The organism is Chryseobacterium sp. Tr-659 (assembly GCF_011752975.1).
In the GTDB taxonomy this organism is placed as follows: Bacteria; Bacteroidota; Bacteroidia; order Flavobacteriales; family Weeksellaceae; genus Chryseobacterium.
In genome coordinates this window covers 1-20083 of the sequence record NZ_VWWP01000016.1, presented here as the reverse complement: position 1 = coordinate 20083, position 20083 = coordinate 1, and the positions used below count along the sequence as shown (strand labels likewise).

Below are 20083 nucleotides of genomic sequence, written 5' to 3'. Positions count from 1 at the left end.
AGTTGTTATAAAGAAGAGAATTTGTTATTGAGTATTAGAAAATGAAATCTTTCCCGGTAGAAAAATTGATCTCATGAAAGTAAGTTTAAATTATAAACCGGTATCTTCTTTTTGAATCATTCCTGTTTTTTCAAGATCACAAAGACAGCCTTTTCTCGTTTTATAAACTCCTGTGATCTCGGTTTCTTTACCCTGAGTGTCAGTGATGGTAATTCCGGTAGACGATGATTCATCTTCCGCATAATAAGTTCGGAATATCTGGTAAGTATAACCATTGTTGGAAAACGTAAGGAAGCTGAGATCCATTCCCGAATTCTGCTTTCCCCCGCCTCTTAGATAAGTTCTGTATTTAAACTGCTTCCAGCTTTCCTTCGTTCTTTCAGCAGGAAATTCCATTTCTACATGATTTTTGTTGCCAAAACGGTACTGAAGATATTCATTGTTCTTATCTTTTACGAGTGCCATTTTCTTTCCCGCTTTTGTTTCAAACGAATAAACAACCTCTTCATTTGGTAAAAGATATTGCGCCCAAATAGACATTGGAATCAGAAAGGTAAATAAAATGAGATATCTTTTCATGGCTGTATAGATTTATTAATGCAGTAATCTGAAATAAAGTTAATAAGTTCACTTCAGATTACCGCATTTTGAGATTTTCAAATTAATGGGTAGTTATACTGGCAAGATCCTCCCAGAACATTGGGTAGGATTTTTCTACCACATCTTCATCTTCAATATGAAGTTCTTTGATCAGGCAGAACGGAGCAAAGCTCATCGCCATTCTGTGATCCTGATAGGTTTTGATAGAAATATAATCTTCCGATTCTCCAAAACTGACTGATTTGATTGTTAAATCCGTGATCTCTGTTTCAGTTCCCAGTTTTTTAAGTTCATTATACAGAGCAAGAAGCCTGTCGGTTTCTTTTACTCTTAACGTTCCAAGACCGGAAATATCAAAAGGAATTTTCAATGCCGCCGCCGTTACACAAAGTGTTTGGGCAATATCCGGGCAGTTGTTCATATCAAGAACAATCTTTTCCGGGAAAGAAAAATCCGGTTGAGGTATCAGAGTTACCTTATGTTCATCCTCGGAGAAAGTAGTCTTAATTCCAAAGAATTCTTCATAGATCTTTGCAATGGCAGAGTCTCCCTGGGTAGATTCTTTATAAAAGCTTTTCAGGTGAATGGTTTTTCTTCCCAATGCACAGATTGAATAAAAGTAGGAAGCCGAACTCCAGTCGCTTTCCACCTCGTAGTGCATTTCTGCAGAATGATTGTTATGAAAAGGTTCTACTTTTATTGTATTTCCTTCAAAGCTGTTTCTGATGCCGAATTTGGTAAGAATATCAAGCGTCATTTCAATATAAGATCTTGATGTTACTTCTCCTACAAGATTAATCTCCAGCCCGTTTTCAAGCTTTCCGGCAATAAGAAGCAGAGAGGTGATGAACTGGCTTGAAATATTGGCAGGAACATTTACCGAAGTCTGGGTGATTTTTTTTCCGGTAATTTTTAAAGGAGGAAAACCATCATTTTCCATGTATTCTATCTCAGCTCCAAGATCTCTTAAAGCATTTACCAAATTCTTGATTGGCCTTTCTTTCATTCTTCCTGAGCCCGTAAGAACGGTAGTTTTCCCCTCCTGAATTGAATAATAAGATGTTAAAAAACGCATCGCAGTTCCCGCGTGGTGAATATCTACCACCTCTGTGTTTTCTGATAATGCCTTTTTTAGTAATTGTGTATCCTGGGAATTAGATAAGTTCCCGATTTTTATACTGCTGAATAACCCTTCCAGAATCAACAAACGATTCGAAATACTTTTCGAACCGCTGATCTGTACTGTTTGGTCTCCAATTAATTTTGATTTTTCTAGCTTCATTATTTTTAAGATTTCAGATTTCAGACATCAGACTCAAGACCTTTCTGCTTCAGTTTTTATTATTCGTATAAGGTCGAGATGCTGGAAATCAGTTTTAGACTAAACAAACTCTTTTATCTGTAATTTAGTCTCTGATGTCTTAAACTATTTCAGTTTTTCATTATTCTGATGCCGCTCCTTGTCACGGTCAGTTTTGATCTTCATTTTTCGGTCAAAAGCATCCTGCAGGTTCACTCCGGTTTGGTTGGCTAAACATAGTGTTACAAAAAGTACATCAGCCAGTTCTTCCCCAAGATCTTTGCTTTTATCACTTTCCTTTTCACTTTGTTCACCATATCTTCTTGCAATGATTCTTGCTACTTCTCCCACTTCTTCCGTCAGCATTGCCATATTGGTCAGCTCATTAAAATAGCGGACTCCTATGGTTTTAATCCATTCATCAACCTGTTGTTGTAACTGCGTAATTTCCATTATTGATAAGCTCCAAGAGTTGGGTTAGTAGTTCTGGATACATTAACGATATCAAAAGGCACTGTTGCCGCCACAGCAGCGTTTCCTTTTCCAATTGCCGGTGAAGTGGATTTTACCCTTAAATTCATTTTGGCCATAAAATAATTGACAAACTGAGGGTCAGCATTCTTAATGCTCTGTACCACATTCATGTTGTTATCAAAAGTGAAACCGGCTCCTGATGCACTGGTATACTTAATTAATGAATTTTGAAGTAAAAATTCGAACTGCTGCCCCGGAGTTGCTTCAAAATGAACAGCATCATCCCTGTCTGAATACACGATACTATTTTTAATATCAAGTTGCTGTAAAGCTCCCTGCTGTGTTTGTCCGGTATCATTCTTCCATTCATTGGCAGCAAAAATTCCGGCCCTGTCAAAAGAACTCATTGTTTTAGAATAATTGGCAATCGTAGCATGAGTGTAACTGTGTTTTCCACCCAGGAAAATTCCGATACAAGATAAACCACAGTTGTTCATCACCAGGTTATTAGCATTTACAGTAGATCCTACCGCATAAATTCCGTATTCAAAAAAAGTATGGATGAATGAATTGGTAATAGTAGCATTGGTTTGCTTCATTTCCAATCCTCTTGTTCCTCCGAAAAGCCTTGCATGGTTCATTTTAAGGGTAGAATTAGCTTCCATTCTGATGGAATTCCAGTTTTTAGGGAGGGTATCATGATCCAGGTCATTTCTGTCTCCACGAAGGATAACCTGATCGGTCAATGTACCGTTGATATTTAAAATACCTCCGGAAGAAACCTTCATTCCACTGTTTTTATGGAAGTATACTTTGGTTCCCGGATCTATATTTAGAGTAATATTAGGATTGATGGTGAGGTCTCCGTAAATAATCTTAGCTTTATTATTACTCCACGTGGTAGAGCTGGTGATTACATTCGGATTAGTAGGAGTCTGAATAAAAAACTCCGCATCCTGAACAACAGAAAATAAAGTGACATGCTGTTGCCCCGCGGGTGTTGTGAAAACAATCTTATCTTCTGCAATCGCTTCAGGACCTGTTGCTTCCGGTGCTATTTCAACAAAAATATAAAGACTGTCTTTCTTTCTCAAAGGAACATTCTTGAAATCATATCCCGGCTTTCCGTCTACATTAATTCTGTATAATGAAGCCGCTCCTTTATCAAGATTGACACGAGGAATCAAAATATCCTTATCTTCATTATTATACACTTTTACAACATAAGTTTCAGAACGTACCTGATGATAAACCGTATCACAAAATACCGTGTCTTTCGAAAAACTAAGCTGCTGTGACGGGCTGTCAAAAGTAATATCATCCTTATTACATGATACTGCAGCAAGTAATATCCAGAAAGAAAAAGCCAGTAATAATTTGAATTTCATCGAAATTAAAGTTTAAGTAGGTTCCAAATTTAACGAAAATACTTTGAATTTCTTATCATTAAAAAAATATTGAATCCAGTATTTGTATATTAGAAAAAATGTTGTACTTTTGCAACCTAAAATTAGCAGAGAAATATCCATTACTATTTCGAAAGCAAACTTTAATTTTTTTAAAAATTGTATTATGAAAAACGGAATTCACCCAGAAAATTATAGACTTGTTGTTTTCAAAGATATGAGTAACGACGAGGTGTTTCTTTGCAAGTCTACTGCAGAAACAAAAGACACTATCGAGTATGAAGGACAAGAGTATCCACTAATCAAAATGGAAATCTCTTCAACTTCTCACCCTTTCTACACAGGTAAAGTAAAACTAGTTGATACTGCTGGTAGAGTTGACAAGTTCATGAACAAATACAAAAAATTCGCTAAGTAATTTTTGTATCATTACAATATTAAAGCCTTTCAATGTTTTGGAAGGCTTTTTTTATTGTAAATTTGTTAACCTTGAATTTTAAACTTTAAACTTAAAAACTGAATGATGCAATTAGTATTTTCAGACGCGCAATATTGGGAAGATTTTCTTCCGCTTACTTTTACCAGGCCGGTTGCTGCTATGCGATGCGGAATTCTTACCTTTTCCGAAAGATGGCAGAAGATTCTGGAGAATACCGAGGTAACTTACTTTACAGAAATGTATCTTCAGGATAAATTTAAAAGTCCTGAAGAAAAAGAAAGCCTTTTTCTGGTTCCGAACTTTCTTCCTACAGAAACTGTAATTCAGCAGATTAAAGATCTTAAACAAGGAGAAGCCCTGGTTTATGAAGACGAGCTGATTGCAGCGAAAATCAATATGAAAGGATTCTCTTTGCATCAGATCGAAAAAATGACGGATATCAAAGAAGATCTTATTTTCTTTAAAAGACCGAAAGATCTTTTTACCTATAACCATCACGCGATTGATTTCGATTTCGATTTACTCACCAAAGGAAAAACTTCACAGGAACTTTCTTCCAGCAATGGCTTCTTAGGAGATAAAAAGGATTTGTTTATTGAAGTAGGAGCTTCCATAGAGTTTTCAACAATCAATACAAAAACGGGGAAAATCTATATCGGGAAAAATACCGAAATAATGGAAGGCTGTCATCTTCGCGGACCTATTGCACTGTGTGACGATTCGAAGTTCAATTTAGGAGCGAAAATCTATGGTGCAACTACCGTAGGCCCTCATTGTAAAGTGGGAGGAGAAGTGAATAATATTATTATTTTTGGATATTCCAGCAAAGGTCATGAAGGGTTTGTGGGGAATTCTGTTATTGGTGAATGGTGTAACTTTGGTGCAGACAGCAATTCCTCCAATATGAAAAATAATTACGGGAATGTAAAATTCTGGAATTATAGAACCAAAGCGTTCGAAGATACGGGCTTACAGTTTGCAGGTCTGATTATGGGAGATCATTCCAAGACAGCCATCAACACCCAATTAAATACAGGAACAGTAGTAGGAGTAGCCTCCAATATTTTCAAGCCCGGATTTCCACCGAATCTTGTAGAAAACTTTTCATGGGGCGGAATGAAAGATGATGAAAGATTCCGACTGGATAAAGTGTATGAAGTGGCGGAAAGAGCAATGGCAAGAAGAAAAGTCCCCTTAACAGAGGAAGACAAGGCTATTCTGAAACATATTTTTGATACATATTAATTCGATTATAAAAAAAACTTCAAATTTTTTTGAAGTTTTTTTATTTTTGATGTAATAGATTGGAAACAGCAGTTGTCTTACCTATAAGAAACAAAACTCATGACCCAAGAAACTTTCAAGAATACGGTGTTTATTCTCAAAGACGAGATGTATCGTTTTGCGAAGCGATTTGTCATGAGCAGTGATGAAGCGGAAGATGTTGTACAGGATCTCATGATGAAGTTTTGGCAGAAAAGGGATGAGCTTGAGCAATTTGGAAATTTTAAATCCTATGCGCTGAAGTCTGTCCGGAACGAATGCCTTAACAGACTGAAGCATCACGATGTCAAGATCGGCTTTGCAGATATGCAGCTTCATCGTTCGGAGCTTTACAGTATGGAAGTTGATAACCTTAAGGAACATATTGTAGGATTTATCAATCAGCTCCCCGAAAAACAAAAGATGGTCATCCACTTGAAAGATGTAGAAGAATATGATGTTTCCGAAATTTCTGAAATGCTGGAAATGGAGGAAAATGCAGTAAGGGTTAACCTTATGCGTGCGAGACAAAAAGTAAAAGAACAAATCTCACAACTGATGAGCTATGAAAAAAGATCAATTACAAGATAAATACGACGAAATCTTCCGGGATGTAAAGGAAGAAAAAATGGACTGGAGTTTTGAAGACTTTCTTCAGACTGCAGAGAGTGCGGAAGTGGAACAAAATACTGCACCTGTTATTCCATTGGAAGAAAAGAAGAAACCTTCCTTTCCCAAATGGTTCTGGATGGCCGCCAGTATAATGCTGGTTTTCGGCATCGGATTCTTCCTGAATAACTATAATCCGGATGTTCAGAGCAAAGAGAAACTGGTTAAAGATGAAATCTTAAAACAGAAATCCGGATTTATTGAAGAAAATAGCGATCATCAGGAACAGGTTGCCGTGAATCATACAGATTCTATTTCCGGAGTGAAAAAAGATTCTGTTTTTCAGGATAACCAGGTAGCAGAAAAAGATGTCATGGACGAGATCCTGCCCAAAAGAGGAAGACTCAAAAAAGAAAGAAGACCCAAATATGTGGATAATTCTTCCTATCGGGCCAATGATTCTGCTACAGCCTATAATGATTCGTATGTAATTGTAAACGGCAAAAGAATCAGTAGTGAAAAAGAAGCCTTGGATGTTACCCGATACTCCTTTATGAAATTAGGAAATGAGTTTAAAAAAACAGTAGCATCTTCTCAGAAAAATGAAAATCTTGACAGCGAATACTAAAAATCAGATCAATCCCATGAAAAAAATATTTTTTATAATAGCCATAATGCTAAGCAGTTTTGCAACTTATTCTGCACAAACTGAGAAATTGGACAAACTTTTTCAGGAATTTGAAAAGAATGGTGGGGTTACCTCTATCAATATCAAAAAGCCTATGTTCAAATTGTTGAATACCATCGATGTTAATGATGCCTATGTAGGGAAAATAAAACCTATTTTGAACGAAGTTGATGGACTTAAGATTCTGATTATTCCCAAAGCCACATTTCCGGATCGTTTGAAAGACGAGAATGTTGAAAATATCAGATTGAATGAACAAAGAGCTGAGAAAGTAAGCCGAGCCTTAAAATCTCTTAATTTCAACGAGCTGATGTCGCTGAGCAGTGACGGTACATCCATGAAGTTTCTTGCTGAAGACGAAAAAGACAATTATCTCGAAAATCTGGTTTTTAACGTTGATTCTAAAGAAGAGAACATTATTTTTATCCTGAATGGTAAAATGAAAATGTCTGATGTTAATAAAATTATCAGCTCCAGTGATATTACTTCAAGTACCACAAGTACTATGAAAAGTTCGTTGAGAAATGATCTTACTTCAGAAAATACGTCTTCCTATATTAACGGAGATAACAGAAATGTAGGAGAATTCTCAAAAATAGAAGTAAGTGAAGGGGTAAATGTTACTTACAAGCAGGAAAATACAAGAAGTGTAAAGGTAATTGCTGATGCAGATAAGCTTCAATATGTAATCACCAGAGTGGATAATGGCATTTTAAAGATTTATATAGATAATAAAGGAGGTCGTAGCCTGAGATTTAAAAATTTGAATGTCAATGTTTCCTCTCCTAATCTTAAAAGGATACAAACTTCTTCCGGAAGTATTTTTACAGCGGTTAATCCCGTAACTGAAAACAGTATGGAAATTGAAGCCAGCTCCGGTTCTATTATCAAAGGGAAATTCAATATTGAACAGAGTGTAGCTGCTTCGGTAACTTCTGGGTCAATTTTGAATGCTGCAATTACAACAAAAAAAATGGCATTGGATGTATCAAGCGGTGCAAACATTAGTTTGTCTGGTCAGGCGGAAACAGCTGTAATTGATTCCAGCAGTGGTGCTTCATGCAAAGCGGATGATCTTAAGATTGGAACAGCGGTAGTAGAATCCACTTCAGGAGCCAGCCTGTCTCTTCTGGTTACCGATAAACTGAAAGTAAGTGTATCATCAGGAGCAGATGTTAAATTGAGAGGAAATCCTGAGCTGGATGCCAGAGTAGATAAGATTTCAGGCGGGAGCCTTAGACAAATCAAATAAAAAACTCAACTATGAATACTCTTAAACATTTTTTCCTCGCTATTCTGATTATAAGTATAGTTCAATCGTGTATCGTTTCAGAAAAGCCGAATATTGATTTTTTTCAGAATTCAAAGTATGATTTCAAAGGAGCTCAGTTTGCAAGTATTAATGTGCCGATGGTTCTTGCTAAATCCTATATTAAAAAAGCATTAAGAGAAGAAGGAGAAAGTGAAGAGACCATCAATCTTGTAAAGAAAGCTTCTAAGATAAAAGTGCTTACTGTAACGAACGGCAATCAAGAAATGCTGAATGATTATGCCCAATATTTAAATGATAACCATTATGAAGAATGGGCTACTATAAAGCATGACGGAGACAACATCAATGTAAGAGTAAAGCAGGATGGAGATATTATTAAAAAGATGCTGCTTACGGTGGGTTCCAAAAACAATGAGGTGGTGTTTGTAGATGTTAAAGGAAACTTTACGGCTAACGATATTTCAAAAATGATCAGTTCTGTTTCAGATAAATAACGTGTCATTACAAACAATCATCATATGGAAAAACTAATCAGAGAAGTACGTATTTTGAAGATATATGCAATTTCACTTACGGTAGTCTGTGTATTGTTTTTTATCTTGGCCTTTAAAGCTCAGTCCTCCCTTGAGCATTTTAAAGAAATAAATGTAGAGCGCATTAATATCGTTGAAAAAGATGGAACATTAAAAATGGTGATCAGTAATAAAGAGCGCCAGCATCCGGGAATGGTGAATCATAAAAATATGAAACAGAGAGAAAGGGATGCCGGTCTGATTTTCTTTAATTCGCTGGGAGATGAATGTGGCGGATTGGTATATGATGCTAATGAAACGGGATCAGGGATGGTGTATTCAGTAGATCAGAGAAATACAGATCAGATTATGCAGCTCCAATACCTCGAAGAAGTGGGAAAAGATAAAAAAAGAGTATATGGCTTAAAGCTTTGGGATAGACCGGATGATTTTCCACTGGAAGATGTTATTAGATTTGAAGATTCCTTGAAAAAACTGAATGACCCTGTTGCAAGTAAAAAAGCATATGCAAAACTTAGAGAACAGGGGAGGTTGACGAATGAACGTTTTTTTGCAGGCAAAACAGCTAACGGAGATGTAGGTGTATTTATTCGTGATACTAAAGGAAAAGTAAGATTAAAGTTATATGTAGATAAAAATAACCAGACTCATATTGAGAACCTCGATGAGAATGGAGCCCTCGTTAAATAAATGTAATGAGGTAAAATTTAATACTCAACAAGTAGTTTCGACATACTAAGTTTTATTTTGTACAGCAACCGTTTTTGAAAAAGAACGGTTTTTTTGATTTAACTTATTGATTATTAATTTTTATTTAAACTATTAAAAAGGATTTTCATATGTCGTAAAAATAACCTAATTTTGCAAAGAAAGTAAAGATGTCTATTCATAACAAAATTGTAGAGACAGCCATCACTTTCGATGACGTTCTTCTAGTCCCTTCTTATTCAGAAGTTTTACCTAACCAGGTTTCATTAAAATCAAGACTTACCGACAAAATCACGCTGAATGTTCCGATAGTTTCCGCTGCGATGGACACCGTTACTGAAGCTGATCTGGCTATTGCACTGGCAAGAGTTGGAGGTTTAGGCTTTATTCACAAAAACATGACGATTGCTGAACAGGCTGCACAGGTAAATCGTGTGAAGCGTTCAGAAAACGGAATGATCTCCGATCCGGTTACCCTTTCTAAAGACCATACTTTAGGGCAGGCTAAAGATATGATGTCAAAATATAAAATTTCAGGACTTCCTGTAGTAGATGCCGATAATGTTTTAATCGGAATTATTACCAACAGAGATGTGAAGTATCAGGAAAATCTTGAGATGAAAGTGGAAGAGATCATGACCAAAGAAAATCTGATCACTTCAGACAAAGATACCAACCTTGAAAAAGCAAAAGAGATCCTTCTTAAGAACAGAGTGGAAAAACTTCCGATTGTAGATAAGGATAATAAGCTTGTAGGATTAATTACCATTAAGGATATTGACAATCAATTGGAATATCCGAATGCCAACAAAGATCAGAACGGCCGTTTAATTGTAGGTGCTGGAGTAGGTGTTGGTGAAGATACATTGATCCGAATTGAAGCTTTAGTGCAAGCAGGAGTTGATATTGTAGCGATTGATTCTGCGCACGGTCATTCCAGAGGTGTTCTTGATAAAATTTCAGAAATCAGAAAAGCATATCCGAACCTTGATATTGTAGGAGGAAATATTGTTACAGCAGAAGCTGCAAAAGACCTTATTGAAGCCGGAGCCAATGTCCTTAAAGTAGGTGTAGGCCCAGGTTCTATCTGTACAACCAGAGTGGTTGCAGGTGTAGGAGTTCCTCAGTTATCTGCTATTTATAATGTGTACGAATATGCCCAAACTCAAAATGTGACGGTAATTGCAGACGGTGGAATCAAGCTTTCAGGAGATATCGTGAAAGCTATTGCAAGTGGAGCAGGAGCAGTAATGCTGGGTTCTCTTTTAGCGGGTACAGATGAAGCTCCAGGTGAGGAGATTATTTTCCAGGGAAGAAAGTTCAAGTCTTACCAGGGAATGGGAAGCCTTTCTGCAATGAAGAGAGGAGGTAAAGAAAGATACTTCCAGAGTGAAGCTAAAAAATTCGTTCCGGAAGGAATTGAAGGGAGAGTACCTCACAAAGGAAAATTGGAAGATGTTATTTTCCAGCTTACAGGAGGTCTAAGAGCTGGTATGGGATATTGTGGAGCTAAAGATATTGAAGTGCTGCAAAAAGATTCCAAGCTGGTGATGATCACAGGAAGCGGATTGAAAGAATCTCACCCGCACGATGTAATTATTACTCAGGAAGCTCCAAATTATTCTTTATAAAATAGAATTAAGATAATATAAGTAAAACCGCATTCATAGTGCGGTTTTTTTATTTGGAGGGAATTGTTTAATTGCTTGAATATTAATATGTTGTTTTATTTTTGGTGGTTTTGTTAATTGTGAATTATTTATTATTTTGTTCAATAAATGAATATAAATTAAACTAAATGTTTTATTTTTTATAATAATATTATTTTATTTTCAAATTATTATGTAACAATATTTCGCTTTTTTCTACTAACTGTAAGCTATTTACATGGTAACTATGTATTTTTGTGTAAAATTTTACTTTTATTATCGTAAAATGTAATTAAGTTTTAATTTTTATTCTTTTAAAAAATATTAAAAATGAAGAAAGCTATCCTTTGTGGGGCAATGTTACTTTCCCTTTCAATATCGGCACAACAGAAAAAAGACTGGTGTGATTTCGATGCTGAACAAAGAGTACATCAAAAACAAAATCAAGAGGTTGATGATATGATCCGTAATATTCGTGATCGTATTATCCGCACTAATCAGAATCATGCTGCCAAAGGCGGAAATACAGCATTTAAGACTGTAAATGGCGTTTATGAAATTCCAGTGGTAGTGCACGTAATTGCACCTACTAATGCTGCTATTGGTACTACTTATAACAAGAGTGATGAGCAAATTCAGACATGGCTGGATCATTGTAATGAAATGTATGCAGGTACCTATCAATGGTCTCAGGGAGTTCCGGCTGATTTTGGGACTGCAGCTACAATGCCGATAAAATTAGTATTAGCTAAAAGAGATCCTAACTGTAATGCTACTACCGGGATTATTAGGTATAACGGAGGTGCTCTTGCAGGATATGATAACTATGGAGTGAAACGTAATGGAACAAATGGAGTAACTACTGCCCAGGTAAAAACAATCGCTCCGCACTGGCCTGAAGCATCCTATTTTAATATCTATATCATGAATAAAGTAGATGGTGGAGGAACATATGGAATTATGGGATGGGCAGGACTGCCTCAAAATCCGGATTCTTCCTATGAATCTTTCATGAAGTCCTTTGTTGTTACTTTACAGGATGATATTACCCTTGCCCATGAATTCGGGCACAGTATGGGATTGCTTCATACTTTTGGAAATACAAATCCTAATGCTCCCCAAGGAGATACTTCCACTACTTATTGCCCTGTACAAACTTACAACGATTGTACCAGAGATGATGACCAGGTTTGTGATACAGAAAGAGGAAGAAGCTTACTAAATGACCCGGCCCCTACCAATAATGATATGAATTATTGTACCGGAGCCAATTATCAGGGAGTACAGTATAATATGATGAATTATACTAACCCGATTGCATTCAAATTTACTAACGGACAGCATGACAGAGCTGCTCTTTATTTCTTCCTGATGAAAGGAGGATTGAGTACTTCTTTAGGTGCTACAGCGCCTTCTGCTACCACAGCTATAGGAACTCCAATTCCTGCTGCATGTAATCCAAGTGGAATTGCAACCCCGGATGACTATTTTGTTGGACCAACTTTGGTGAAATTAGGAAATATTAACAATGCTACGACAGGATATTGGTCTAATAATACTAATTTTTATGAAGATTATACCGGAGCAAGCTGTCTGAGAGCAACATCTACCGAGCTTTCAGCTACAGGTACTCATAATCTTCAGATAAATGTTTCCGGTTCGAATAATGATGCAAGGATATGGATCGATTTTAATAACAACGGGACTTTTGAAGCTTCTGAACTTGTTGGTTCAGCTGATGATATAAATGCAGATCCTGTTACAGCAATTGGTACTTATACTACTACGATTACAGCGCCGGCTAATGTTGTGCTTAATACACCGTTAAGAATGAGAGTGCTTGTGGATGATGAAAATCCTAATATGACGCCTTGTGGACAATTGATGTATGGGCAGGTTGAAGATTATACTGTTAAATTCACAACAAACCTATCTACTAATGAAGTGAAGTCGGATAAAGATGATTTAACAATTTATCCTAACCCTGTTGCAACCGGAGATAAAATTTTCATTAAAGCTAAAAATGCTAAGAACCTGAAAGTTTCTATTTCTGACATGTCTGGAAGATTGATGGCCAGCCCATCTGTAACTGAAGAAGGAAACGGAATTTTCAAAGTACAGCAGCAACTGGAAAAAGGAGTTTATATGATTCAGGTTTCCAATGGAAAAGACAGCAAAACGTCTAAATTGATCATTAAATAAATTGATTGGAATTTAAATAAATATTAAATGCCTCCATATGAATGGAGGCATTTTTTATTCAATGCGCTTATACTTAAACCTTCGTTTGATTACTTTATTCAGAAGCGGCCCTTTGAACTTAGCATTCCGAATTTTTCAACAATTTTTGCAAGAACTTTCCCATCATCATAAACCGCTCCAGACTGATATATGATTCTCAATACTTCACTTTGCGGAAAATAAATAAAATGATTTACAACACTTGATCGCATGCTATTTTCCTGCAAGAAATGGTCCTTGTGTTTTAAAAATAAAAAGCCTTCGGAAATTCCGAAAGCCTTAATGAAATGTTTTTTTATTGTAATCTACTTTTTCATTCATCCGAGTGAATAATTTTATAGATATTTTCTCTGATTTACAAGATGAATGGGCTAAAAATGAGAATGCTTTCTATTTAATCTTCATTTTTATTATTTAAATTTTCTTTGAAATCATCAATTCTGAAATCAGTCAGAGCATTTCCTTTTTCAATTTTTTCTTTAGAATATAACCTGAAATCATTTTCAGTTTTTTCCAGAAGATAATCATAAGGCCCTACATGAGAAATTAATTTCACAAGAACCGGAGAGATTTCAAGACAAATGAATAATCCCATGATAAAAGTGGCAGCAAGTCCTATTATTGCAGAGTTTTTACCAAGTTCATCCAAAGCCTGAAGTCTCGCTGCAAATCCGTTGAACTTATCTTCAAAGGTCTCTGTAGACTTTCTTTCAGTTTCCAGATTGGTATACACTTTAGAAATCTCTTTATCCAGATATTCCAGTCTTGGAGCAGCCTGTTTCTGATAATTTTCCAGATCCTGTCTTCGCTGTTCTTTTAACTGTTGTTTACGTTTTGCATTAGGTCCATAGCCTTCTTTTCCACTGGTTAAACCCGATTGCTTTCCTAGAATTTCCTTCTCAAGCTCAACGGATGCAGAATCATAAGCTTTTTGGTATTCCGCAATTTTCCCTGAGATTTGGTTTTTTTCCGTTTCAAAAGGCCCGCTTTGCTGAAGAATTCTGCCGCTCATTTCACCTTGCAGCTGTTTTTTGTTCCTTTGGATAATAGTATTCAGCTGTTTATTAACTTCCTTTTCAAAAATCTTAAGCTCCAGGGGCTTTGAAATGATAATTCCCAGAAATGTAGCAAGAATAAGACGGGGAATGGCCATGAGGATTTGATTCCACCATGTTCCTGTCTTTTTAATGGAGGAAACAATGTATCGATCCAGATTGAAGATCATTAATCCCCATAGAATTCCGAATCCTATGGAAGCCCAAATATCGTCAAAGACTGTATACATGGCATAACCTGCAGATAAGGTTGCAAATACGGCCGTGAAAAGTACAATTCCTCCAATGCCGGAAAATTTATTCCATTCGCTGGGAGTCTTTCTTAAAATGTGAATGTTTCCGCCGGAACATACCATCAGAAACTTTTGGAACCAGTTTATTTTGTGATTCGCTTGATTTATAGTTTTTTGGTTTGTTTTCATAATTGAAAATTTATACAAAAGTACTACTAAAAATCATACCAATGTAAAAGATAGTATTATGTTTTACCAAGTAATTCTGTTTTTAGCCTTATTATTTTGTTTATCAGATATATAAAGCAGGATGAATGAATGATTTTGTTTTTTGATAATTAAACGACAATTTCTGTCGCTTTGATCATATATTTTTGGATAAAATTAATGTAAAACCAAAAAGAAATGAACAAAGGATGAATTTCTATAGTTACATTTTTATAAAGCTTTTTTAGGTAGTCTAAAAAGAATATTTTTGACATAAATTAAATTACTATTAACCTATAAAAACAGAGAATGAAAAAACTTTATCTCGGTGCATTTACTTTATGCACGGTTTTGGGCATTTCTGCCCAGGAAGTGGTCTGGCAGAAAGATATCAAATCCTCTACCCAGGATTTCCTTTCACAGGTCACCACAACCATTGATCAGCAGTATCTTATCACAGGAAGCGCCATACAATCAAGAGGGAAGCAGGAGGCTGGAACTAAACCAAACAACGGTTACGATTTTCACCTGGTAAAGCTCAACCAGCAGGGGGATCAGGCCTGGGAAAAATATTTCTCAGGATCTAACCATGATTACCTGTCAGCCACCGTTACCACTCAGGATGGGGGCTTTCTACTAGCCGGAACCTCTTACTCAGGAAAAGGATTAGATAAAAAAGAAGAATCCAAAGGCGGTTCCGATATCTGGCTGATCCGAATCAATGAATTTGGCGATGAATTATGGCAGAAAACATTAGGAACCCCTTCCGATGAAGAAGCCAGAGCTGTTATTCAAACCACAGACTTAGGATTCTTTGTAGCCGGTAATGTACAGAACGCTTCAAAAGGTTATGGTTCCAAAGATGTCTGGATCACAAGACTCGACAAAAACGGAAAAGAGATCTCCCAATTAACTTTAGGTGGAAAAGGGTTGGATGAAGTCGAAAAGATGATTCCTACAAAAGATGGCGGAGCCTTACTGGGAGTTTATTCCAGAAGCTCTGAGGTGAAGGCAGGAAGCGGGGAGCAGGATGCTGGAAGCAGTGCAAAGCTTGTCTCTCATTCCAAATCCAGCAGCAATTTCGGAGAAGGTGATTATTGGATCATCAAACTAGATAAAAATGGTAAAGTAGAATGGGAAAAGAATTTCGGGGGCAAAGGAGATGACCATCTAAGAACCTTGGCATTGACTTCAACAGGTTACCTTGTTGGAGGAGAATCCAGATCCGAAAGATCCGGCAATAAAACAGTAGGCATTGAAGAAGGCACAGACCTTTGGCTGATTTCCTTAAACGAAAGAGGAGAAGAACAGTGGCAGAAATCCTACAACTTCAAGAACCGAGATGTCCTGATGGGAATGAATGTGATCAGCGGGGAGCAGGAAGATGGAAGCCGGAAGTCAAAAGGTATTCTGTTGGGAGGTTATACCCAGGCAGAAGGAAGAATAGAGAAAGATGATGAAACCTTCTGGATGCTGTATTTAGATCAAAACGGAAACGAACAATGGAGAAAACACATCGCCGGAGAATCCAGAAAAAAAGAAGAGAGACTTTCCGATTTAAAATTAAACCGTGATGGTTCCATCATTTTAGCAGGCACCAGCGCAGAAGAGTTAGGTAAAGAAAACTGGAAGATCGTAAAACTTGGAGACAAACAAGTGGATCAGTTGATTGAGAAATATGATATCAAGATCTATCCAAACCCTGTATCTGATTATGCGTATGTAGAAATCGGCTTTGATTTCAAAGAGGCAGATATTCTGTTGTATGATATGAGTGGAAGACAGATCCAGAATCTGAAAACAAAGAATAAAGTGACAAAGATCAATACCCAGTCGCTCATTCAGGGGGCTTATCTGATTACGATAAAAACTGACAATAACAAAACAGCTAGTGCTAAATTGATAAAAAAATAACCAGTATGAAATTTTTTTTAAACTTACTATTATTTATTCCGATAATCTTTATTAAAGGACAAGCTGATCCTGAACCTTTTAATATTCCAAAAGTAGTTCCTCCTTCGACAGAATCATTTTTAAGGACGGAATATGGGAAAACACCATTAAATGAATATAGAGGTATGGCTTCAATTAGTATTCCTGTGTATAATCTAAAAAGCAACGGAATAGAACATTCAATAAGTCTTAATTATGCAAAGATAGGGGTTAAGGTTAATGATATTCCTACAAGTGTAGGAATGAGCTGGATACTTGAATCTAGTGGAGTTATCAATAGGACAATATATGGACAGGCTGATGAAACAGTAGATAGCAGCAGAAGAATTTATTTTAATGATTCTCAGACTGCTACTAGTTTGGGAAATGCAAGTGATGGTACTCCACAAGCTGCAGAATTAGCATCTTATCTTAATGGTAATATAAATGATACTCAGGTAGATATTTTCAATTTTACAGTTCCCGGTTACTCAGGAAGTTTTTATCTTGATAAAAACCTTAATCCTGTACTGATAACAGATGAACATTTATACAAAATCAGTCCTGTAGGGAACTTTTCTCAAACCAATACTTTTATAATCACAACAAATAAAGGAGTGAAATTCTATCTGGGAGGGGAAAATGCTGTTGAAACTACCGCTAGTAGAGAGTCTCTTAATACTTCCGGGATAACCAGCTTTTATCTGACTAAAATAGAATATCCGGATGGTAATACAATTAATTTTCAATATGAAAAGACCTATACAAAAAGTATCATATTGTCTACTACTCTATACAAATCAATAATCTCTGTTTCCAGTCAACCGTCAGATTGTCCTCCTCAAAATGTACCTGATCCTTCAACATCAGTGAATACTTTGAGGCTTATGAATCCGTTGAAAATATCAAAGATTACTTCAAATAATATTTCAATAAATTTCTATTATCAGGCAAATAATTTTTCATTTTATGATAAACTGACTTCTATTGACGTATTTTATAAAAATGAAAAAAGGAAAACAATAGATTTTACTTATATAGATGGATATGATAAGTATTTCCTGAATAAACTTCAAAATTATAACTACTCACAAGGTGTAAAGACTTTCGAAAATGAATATGTTTTTACTTATGATGAGGCTAATAATGTGCCTAAGAAAAATGCTTTTTCTGTAGATACTTTTGGATATAACAACGGGAAAGGAAATACGACTTCAGTTCCTGATGTCAATTTATTAGGAGCAAACCTTAATGCAAACTTAAGTACTTATAATCTTGCAGACCGAAGAGCAGATTTTAATTTTGCTAAAAAAGGAACTCTAACATCCATTATTTATCCAACAAAAGGGAGCACGCATTTTGAATATGAATCATTAGGTGTAAAAAAACAAACACGTGACAATAAAACGGTTAAGACGAATACAGATGCTTATTATCCTGTGGTGGTAAAAGATTCAATGACTATTCATGGAAATATTGTACTGGATAATAAAATAACATTAAATTTTAACATCCACCAGGATAATCCATCTACTATTCCTAATAATCAAGGGGCATCAAATTTAAAAGTTGTTGATATTACTTCAAATCAAATATTGATTAACCAAAACTTCTATCTTCCCAAAACCCAGATGGATTTTAATAAAATTCTCGAGATAAATACAAATCCTAATAACCAGTATAAAATTGTTATTACGTGTTTAAGACCTAATATTACTTTTGAGTCGTCCGTGAATGCAGATTACTATATTGGATATACAAAAGTTGAGGATCATGGCCTTAGATTAAAGAGAATGTATGATCAAACAGTTGAAGGTACTATTTCAAATATCAAAAGATTATATTATAGTGACTTCCAAAATATTCACAATGCAGATGGACTTCCTTTATCTAGAACTGATTATCAAAAATTTTTCTTAGGAAATATGTATTTTGAGGGTATGTGCGACAGTGGAGGACCATTTGGAGGAGGTCAATACAGTATTCGAAAATTATGTTTTACATCGGGAATCAATAATTATTCATTATCAGATATTGAAAATGATAATATTTATCCTAATGTCACAATAAGTCATGGAGGTGATGATTTTGAAAAAGGAGGTGAGGTGAAAATTTTTTCTGCACCAGAGTTTGATCAATTTCAAACATTACGTGAGCCGGACTCATCCAACCCTTACAGTGCAAAAAATATTGAATATGTTGTTAATTTAATGAGTAAAAATCTTGAAAGAGTTTCGTTTTATGATAAAAATAATGGGACACTTCTTAAACATTATTCATTTATTAAGAAAAATAATAATTTCTTCGCATTAAAAATGACTGAAAATAATTATCAGTTTAATACAACAAATAAAATATATAATCTGATAGGATTGGACGTTTATACACCTACATTATATCCGCCTAATATAACACCTGGAACCCAGCTTTTTAATAGAATTATTGGTTTATTTCCTATAACCACCTATTCTAATACTTTAAAGAAAACAATAGAAACGGATTTTATGGAAGATATTCTGTTGACAGATGTTCTTAACAATGTAATAAATGTTAATGCTAAGAAAATTGTACAGACAAGCGATTATCAATATAATAATACAGATAAACAGCTGACAGATGTTAAAGCAACTTTCCCTGATCAGTCTTTATTGGAAACGAATTATAAATATGCCGCGGAAAAAAGCAATCAATATTTGATCAATAAAAATATGACTGGAGTTCCATTGGAAACAGAGTCAAAGAAAAATGGAAAAGTGATTTCCAAAACAGAAAATTTATATCCGTATACACAAGTAGAGGCTGATACGAAAACAATGGGATTGCCGCTTTCTACTTCAGTATTATCTCAAAATCTATCCAGTGGAGAAATGGAAGAAGCTATCCACTATGATAAATATGATGAAAAAGGAAATTTACTTCAGTATACTACAAAAGCAGGAATCCCGGTTAGTATTGTTTGGGGGTATAATCAGACAGTTCCTATTGCCAAGATAGAAGGTGTTACTTATGTACGTTTGTCAGCGTTGTCTCCTGGTACTTTAGAAATTATTACAGCTTCCAACATAGATGCAGATGCAGGTATAAATAATGACGAGACAGCATTCTTATCAGTATTAAATACCTTCAGAAATAATGCTGCTTTATCCAATTACCAGATTACCACTTATACGTACGATCCACTTATCGGGGTTCGAAGCATTACTCCGCCATCGGGGATCAGCGAGTTTTACTTTTATGATAGCGCTAACCGATTAAAAGAGATCAAAGTAAAAGAAAAAGACAGCTCAGGGAATGATGTCTTTAAAGTAGTTAAAGAATTCAAATACAACTATAAAAACTAAGAACCGATGAAAAAAATATTAATTCCGGTGGGAGTATTGCTTCTGTCCAATGTGGTTGGTGCCCAGACGCTGACTTCTACCGAAAACTATGTCTATTCCAAAACTTATCTGGATTATAACGGAACTGCCGCT

General features: G+C 35.7%; 16 protein-coding genes. 11 read left to right on the top strand and 5 right to left on the bottom strand.

What is annotated here, in order from left to right; translation table 11 throughout:
* Positions 1-90: 90 nt before the first annotated feature.
* The 4 genes from F3J23_RS21395 to F3J23_RS21380 all read right to left on the bottom strand — a co-directional run bounded on the left by F3J23_RS21395 (position 91) and on the right by F3J23_RS21380 (position 3762).
* Positions 91-579 carry a hypothetical protein gene (locus F3J23_RS21395; RefSeq protein WP_167033565.1) on the bottom strand — a complete coding sequence of 163 codons (489 nt, stop codon included), beginning with the start codon at positions 577-579 and terminating at the stop codon, positions 91-93.
* 82 nt (positions 580-661) lie between these two features.
* Positions 662-1882 (bottom strand): 3-phosphoshikimate 1-carboxyvinyltransferase, encoded by a 1221-nt coding sequence (locus F3J23_RS21390; protein WP_167033563.1) that lies wholly within the window; start codon positions 1880-1882, stop codon positions 662-664.
* Positions 1883-2026: 144 nt separating this feature from the next.
* Positions 2027-2353 (bottom strand): nucleotide pyrophosphohydrolase, encoded by a 327-nt coding sequence (locus tag F3J23_RS21385; RefSeq protein WP_053327424.1) that lies wholly within the window; start codon positions 2351-2353, stop codon positions 2027-2029.
* Entirely contained in the window at positions 2353-3762 is a 1410-nt protein-coding gene (locus F3J23_RS21380; protein ID WP_167033561.1) for a hypothetical protein, read from the bottom strand. The genes F3J23_RS21385 and F3J23_RS21380 overlap by 1 nt, the downstream gene beginning before the upstream one ends.
* A 184-nt stretch (positions 3763-3946) precedes the next feature.
* Here F3J23_RS21380 and F3J23_RS21375 point away from each other — a divergent pair, with 184 nt between their 5' ends.
* The 9 genes from F3J23_RS21375 to F3J23_RS21335 all read left to right on the top strand — a co-directional run bounded on the left by F3J23_RS21375 (position 3947) and on the right by F3J23_RS21335 (position 13144).
* The gene (locus tag F3J23_RS21375) at positions 3947-4198 is read left to right on the top strand and encodes a type B 50S ribosomal protein L31 (RefSeq protein ID WP_002976190.1); all 252 of its coding nucleotides are present in this window, start codon (positions 3947-3949) and stop codon (positions 4196-4198) included.
* Between the two features lie 105 nt (positions 4199-4303).
* On the top strand, positions 4304-5464 hold the full coding sequence (locus F3J23_RS21370) for a putative sugar nucleotidyl transferase (protein ID WP_185156490.1): 1161 nt from the start codon (positions 4304-4306) through the stop codon (positions 5462-5464).
* A gap of 99 nt (positions 5465-5563) precedes the next feature.
* Positions 5564-6073, top strand: coding sequence for an RNA polymerase sigma factor (locus tag F3J23_RS21365; protein ID WP_002976192.1), 510 nt, complete (start codon positions 5564-5566; stop codon positions 6071-6073).
* Positions 6048-6719, top strand: coding sequence for a hypothetical protein (locus F3J23_RS21360; protein ID WP_167033557.1), 672 nt, complete (start codon positions 6048-6050; stop codon positions 6717-6719). The genes F3J23_RS21365 and F3J23_RS21360 overlap by 26 nt, the downstream gene beginning before the upstream one ends.
* A 16-nt stretch (positions 6720-6735) precedes the next feature.
* Complete coding sequence (locus tag F3J23_RS21355; RefSeq protein WP_228455400.1) at positions 6736-8031, top strand: DUF4252 domain-containing protein; 1296 nt, start codon at positions 6736-6738, stop codon at positions 8029-8031.
* 11 nt (positions 8032-8042) lie between these two features.
* Positions 8043-8546, top strand: coding sequence for a DUF4252 domain-containing protein (locus F3J23_RS21350; RefSeq protein WP_167033555.1), 504 nt, complete (start codon positions 8043-8045; stop codon positions 8544-8546).
* Between the two features lie 24 nt (positions 8547-8570).
* Entirely contained in the window at positions 8571-9275 is a 705-nt protein-coding gene (locus F3J23_RS21345) for a hypothetical protein (protein ID WP_167033553.1), read from the top strand.
* A 188-nt stretch (positions 9276-9463) separates the two neighbouring features.
* A complete protein-coding gene (gene guaB / locus F3J23_RS21340) occupies positions 9464-10924 on the top strand; it encodes an IMP dehydrogenase (RefSeq protein WP_167033551.1) in 1461 nt (486 codons plus the stop codon).
* A gap of 348 nt (positions 10925-11272) precedes the next feature.
* The gene (locus tag F3J23_RS21335; RefSeq protein ID WP_167033549.1) at positions 11273-13144 is read left to right on the top strand and encodes a GEVED domain-containing protein; all 1872 of its coding nucleotides are present in this window, start codon (positions 11273-11275) and stop codon (positions 13142-13144) included.
* Positions 13145-13577: 433 nt separating this feature from the next.
* Here F3J23_RS21335 and F3J23_RS21325 read toward each other — a convergent pair whose 3' ends face one another.
* Positions 13578-14660: a DUF4407 domain-containing protein gene (locus tag F3J23_RS21325; RefSeq protein ID WP_167033547.1), complete on the bottom strand. Its 1083-nt coding sequence runs from the start codon at positions 14658-14660 to the stop codon at positions 13578-13580.
* Between the two features lie 327 nt (positions 14661-14987).
* On the opposite strand from F3J23_RS21325, the gene F3J23_RS21320 reads away from it, so the two are divergent.
* A complete protein-coding gene (locus F3J23_RS21320; protein ID WP_167033545.1) occupies positions 14988-16592 on the top strand; it encodes a T9SS type A sorting domain-containing protein in 1605 nt (534 codons plus the stop codon).
* A gap of 5 nt (positions 16593-16597) precedes the next feature.
* Positions 16598-19951, top strand: coding sequence for a hypothetical protein (locus F3J23_RS21315; RefSeq protein WP_167033543.1), 3354 nt, complete (start codon positions 16598-16600; stop codon positions 19949-19951).
* Positions 19952-20083 lie beyond the last annotated feature (132 nt).

What these genes read in the sequence shown, in the direction of transcription:
- F3J23_RS21395 (WP_167033565.1), bottom strand. Translation starts at nt 579, where the DNA reads ATGAAAAGATATCTCATTTTATTTACCTTTCTGATTCCAATGTCTATT.
- F3J23_RS21390 (WP_167033563.1), bottom strand. Translation starts at nt 1,882, where the DNA reads ATGAAGCTAGAAAAATCAAAATTAATTGGAGACCAAACAGTACAGATC.
- F3J23_RS21385 (WP_053327424.1), bottom strand. Translation starts at nt 2,353, where the DNA reads ATGGAAATTACGCAGTTACAACAACAGGTTGATGAATGGATTAAAACC.
- F3J23_RS21380 (WP_167033561.1), bottom strand. Translation starts at nt 3,762, where the DNA reads ATGAAATTCAAATTATTACTGGCTTTTTCTTTCTGGATATTACTTGCT.
- F3J23_RS21375 (WP_002976190.1), top strand. Translation starts at nt 3,947, where the DNA reads ATGAAAAACGGAATTCACCCAGAAAATTATAGACTTGTTGTTTTCAAA.
- F3J23_RS21370 (WP_185156490.1), top strand. Translation starts at nt 4,304, where the DNA reads ATGCAATTAGTATTTTCAGACGCGCAATATTGGGAAGATTTTCTTCCG.
- F3J23_RS21365 (WP_002976192.1), top strand. Translation starts at nt 5,564, where the DNA reads ATGACCCAAGAAACTTTCAAGAATACGGTGTTTATTCTCAAAGACGAG.
- F3J23_RS21360 (WP_167033557.1), top strand. Translation starts at nt 6,048, where the DNA reads ATGAAAAAAGATCAATTACAAGATAAATACGACGAAATCTTCCGGGAT.
- F3J23_RS21355 (WP_228455400.1), top strand. Translation starts at nt 6,736, where the DNA reads ATGAAAAAAATATTTTTTATAATAGCCATAATGCTAAGCAGTTTTGCA.
- F3J23_RS21350 (WP_167033555.1), top strand. Translation starts at nt 8,043, where the DNA reads ATGAATACTCTTAAACATTTTTTCCTCGCTATTCTGATTATAAGTATA.
- F3J23_RS21345 (WP_167033553.1), top strand. Translation starts at nt 8,571, where the DNA reads ATGGAAAAACTAATCAGAGAAGTACGTATTTTGAAGATATATGCAATT.
- guaB (WP_167033551.1), top strand. Translation starts at nt 9,464, where the DNA reads ATGTCTATTCATAACAAAATTGTAGAGACAGCCATCACTTTCGATGAC.
- F3J23_RS21335 (WP_167033549.1), top strand. Translation starts at nt 11,273, where the DNA reads ATGAAGAAAGCTATCCTTTGTGGGGCAATGTTACTTTCCCTTTCAATA.
- F3J23_RS21325 (WP_167033547.1), bottom strand. Translation starts at nt 14,660, where the DNA reads ATGAAAACAAACCAAAAAACTATAAATCAAGCGAATCACAAAATAAAC.
- F3J23_RS21320 (WP_167033545.1), top strand. Translation starts at nt 14,988, where the DNA reads ATGAAAAAACTTTATCTCGGTGCATTTACTTTATGCACGGTTTTGGGC.
- F3J23_RS21315 (WP_167033543.1), top strand. Translation starts at nt 16,598, where the DNA reads ATGAAATTTTTTTTAAACTTACTATTATTTATTCCGATAATCTTTATT.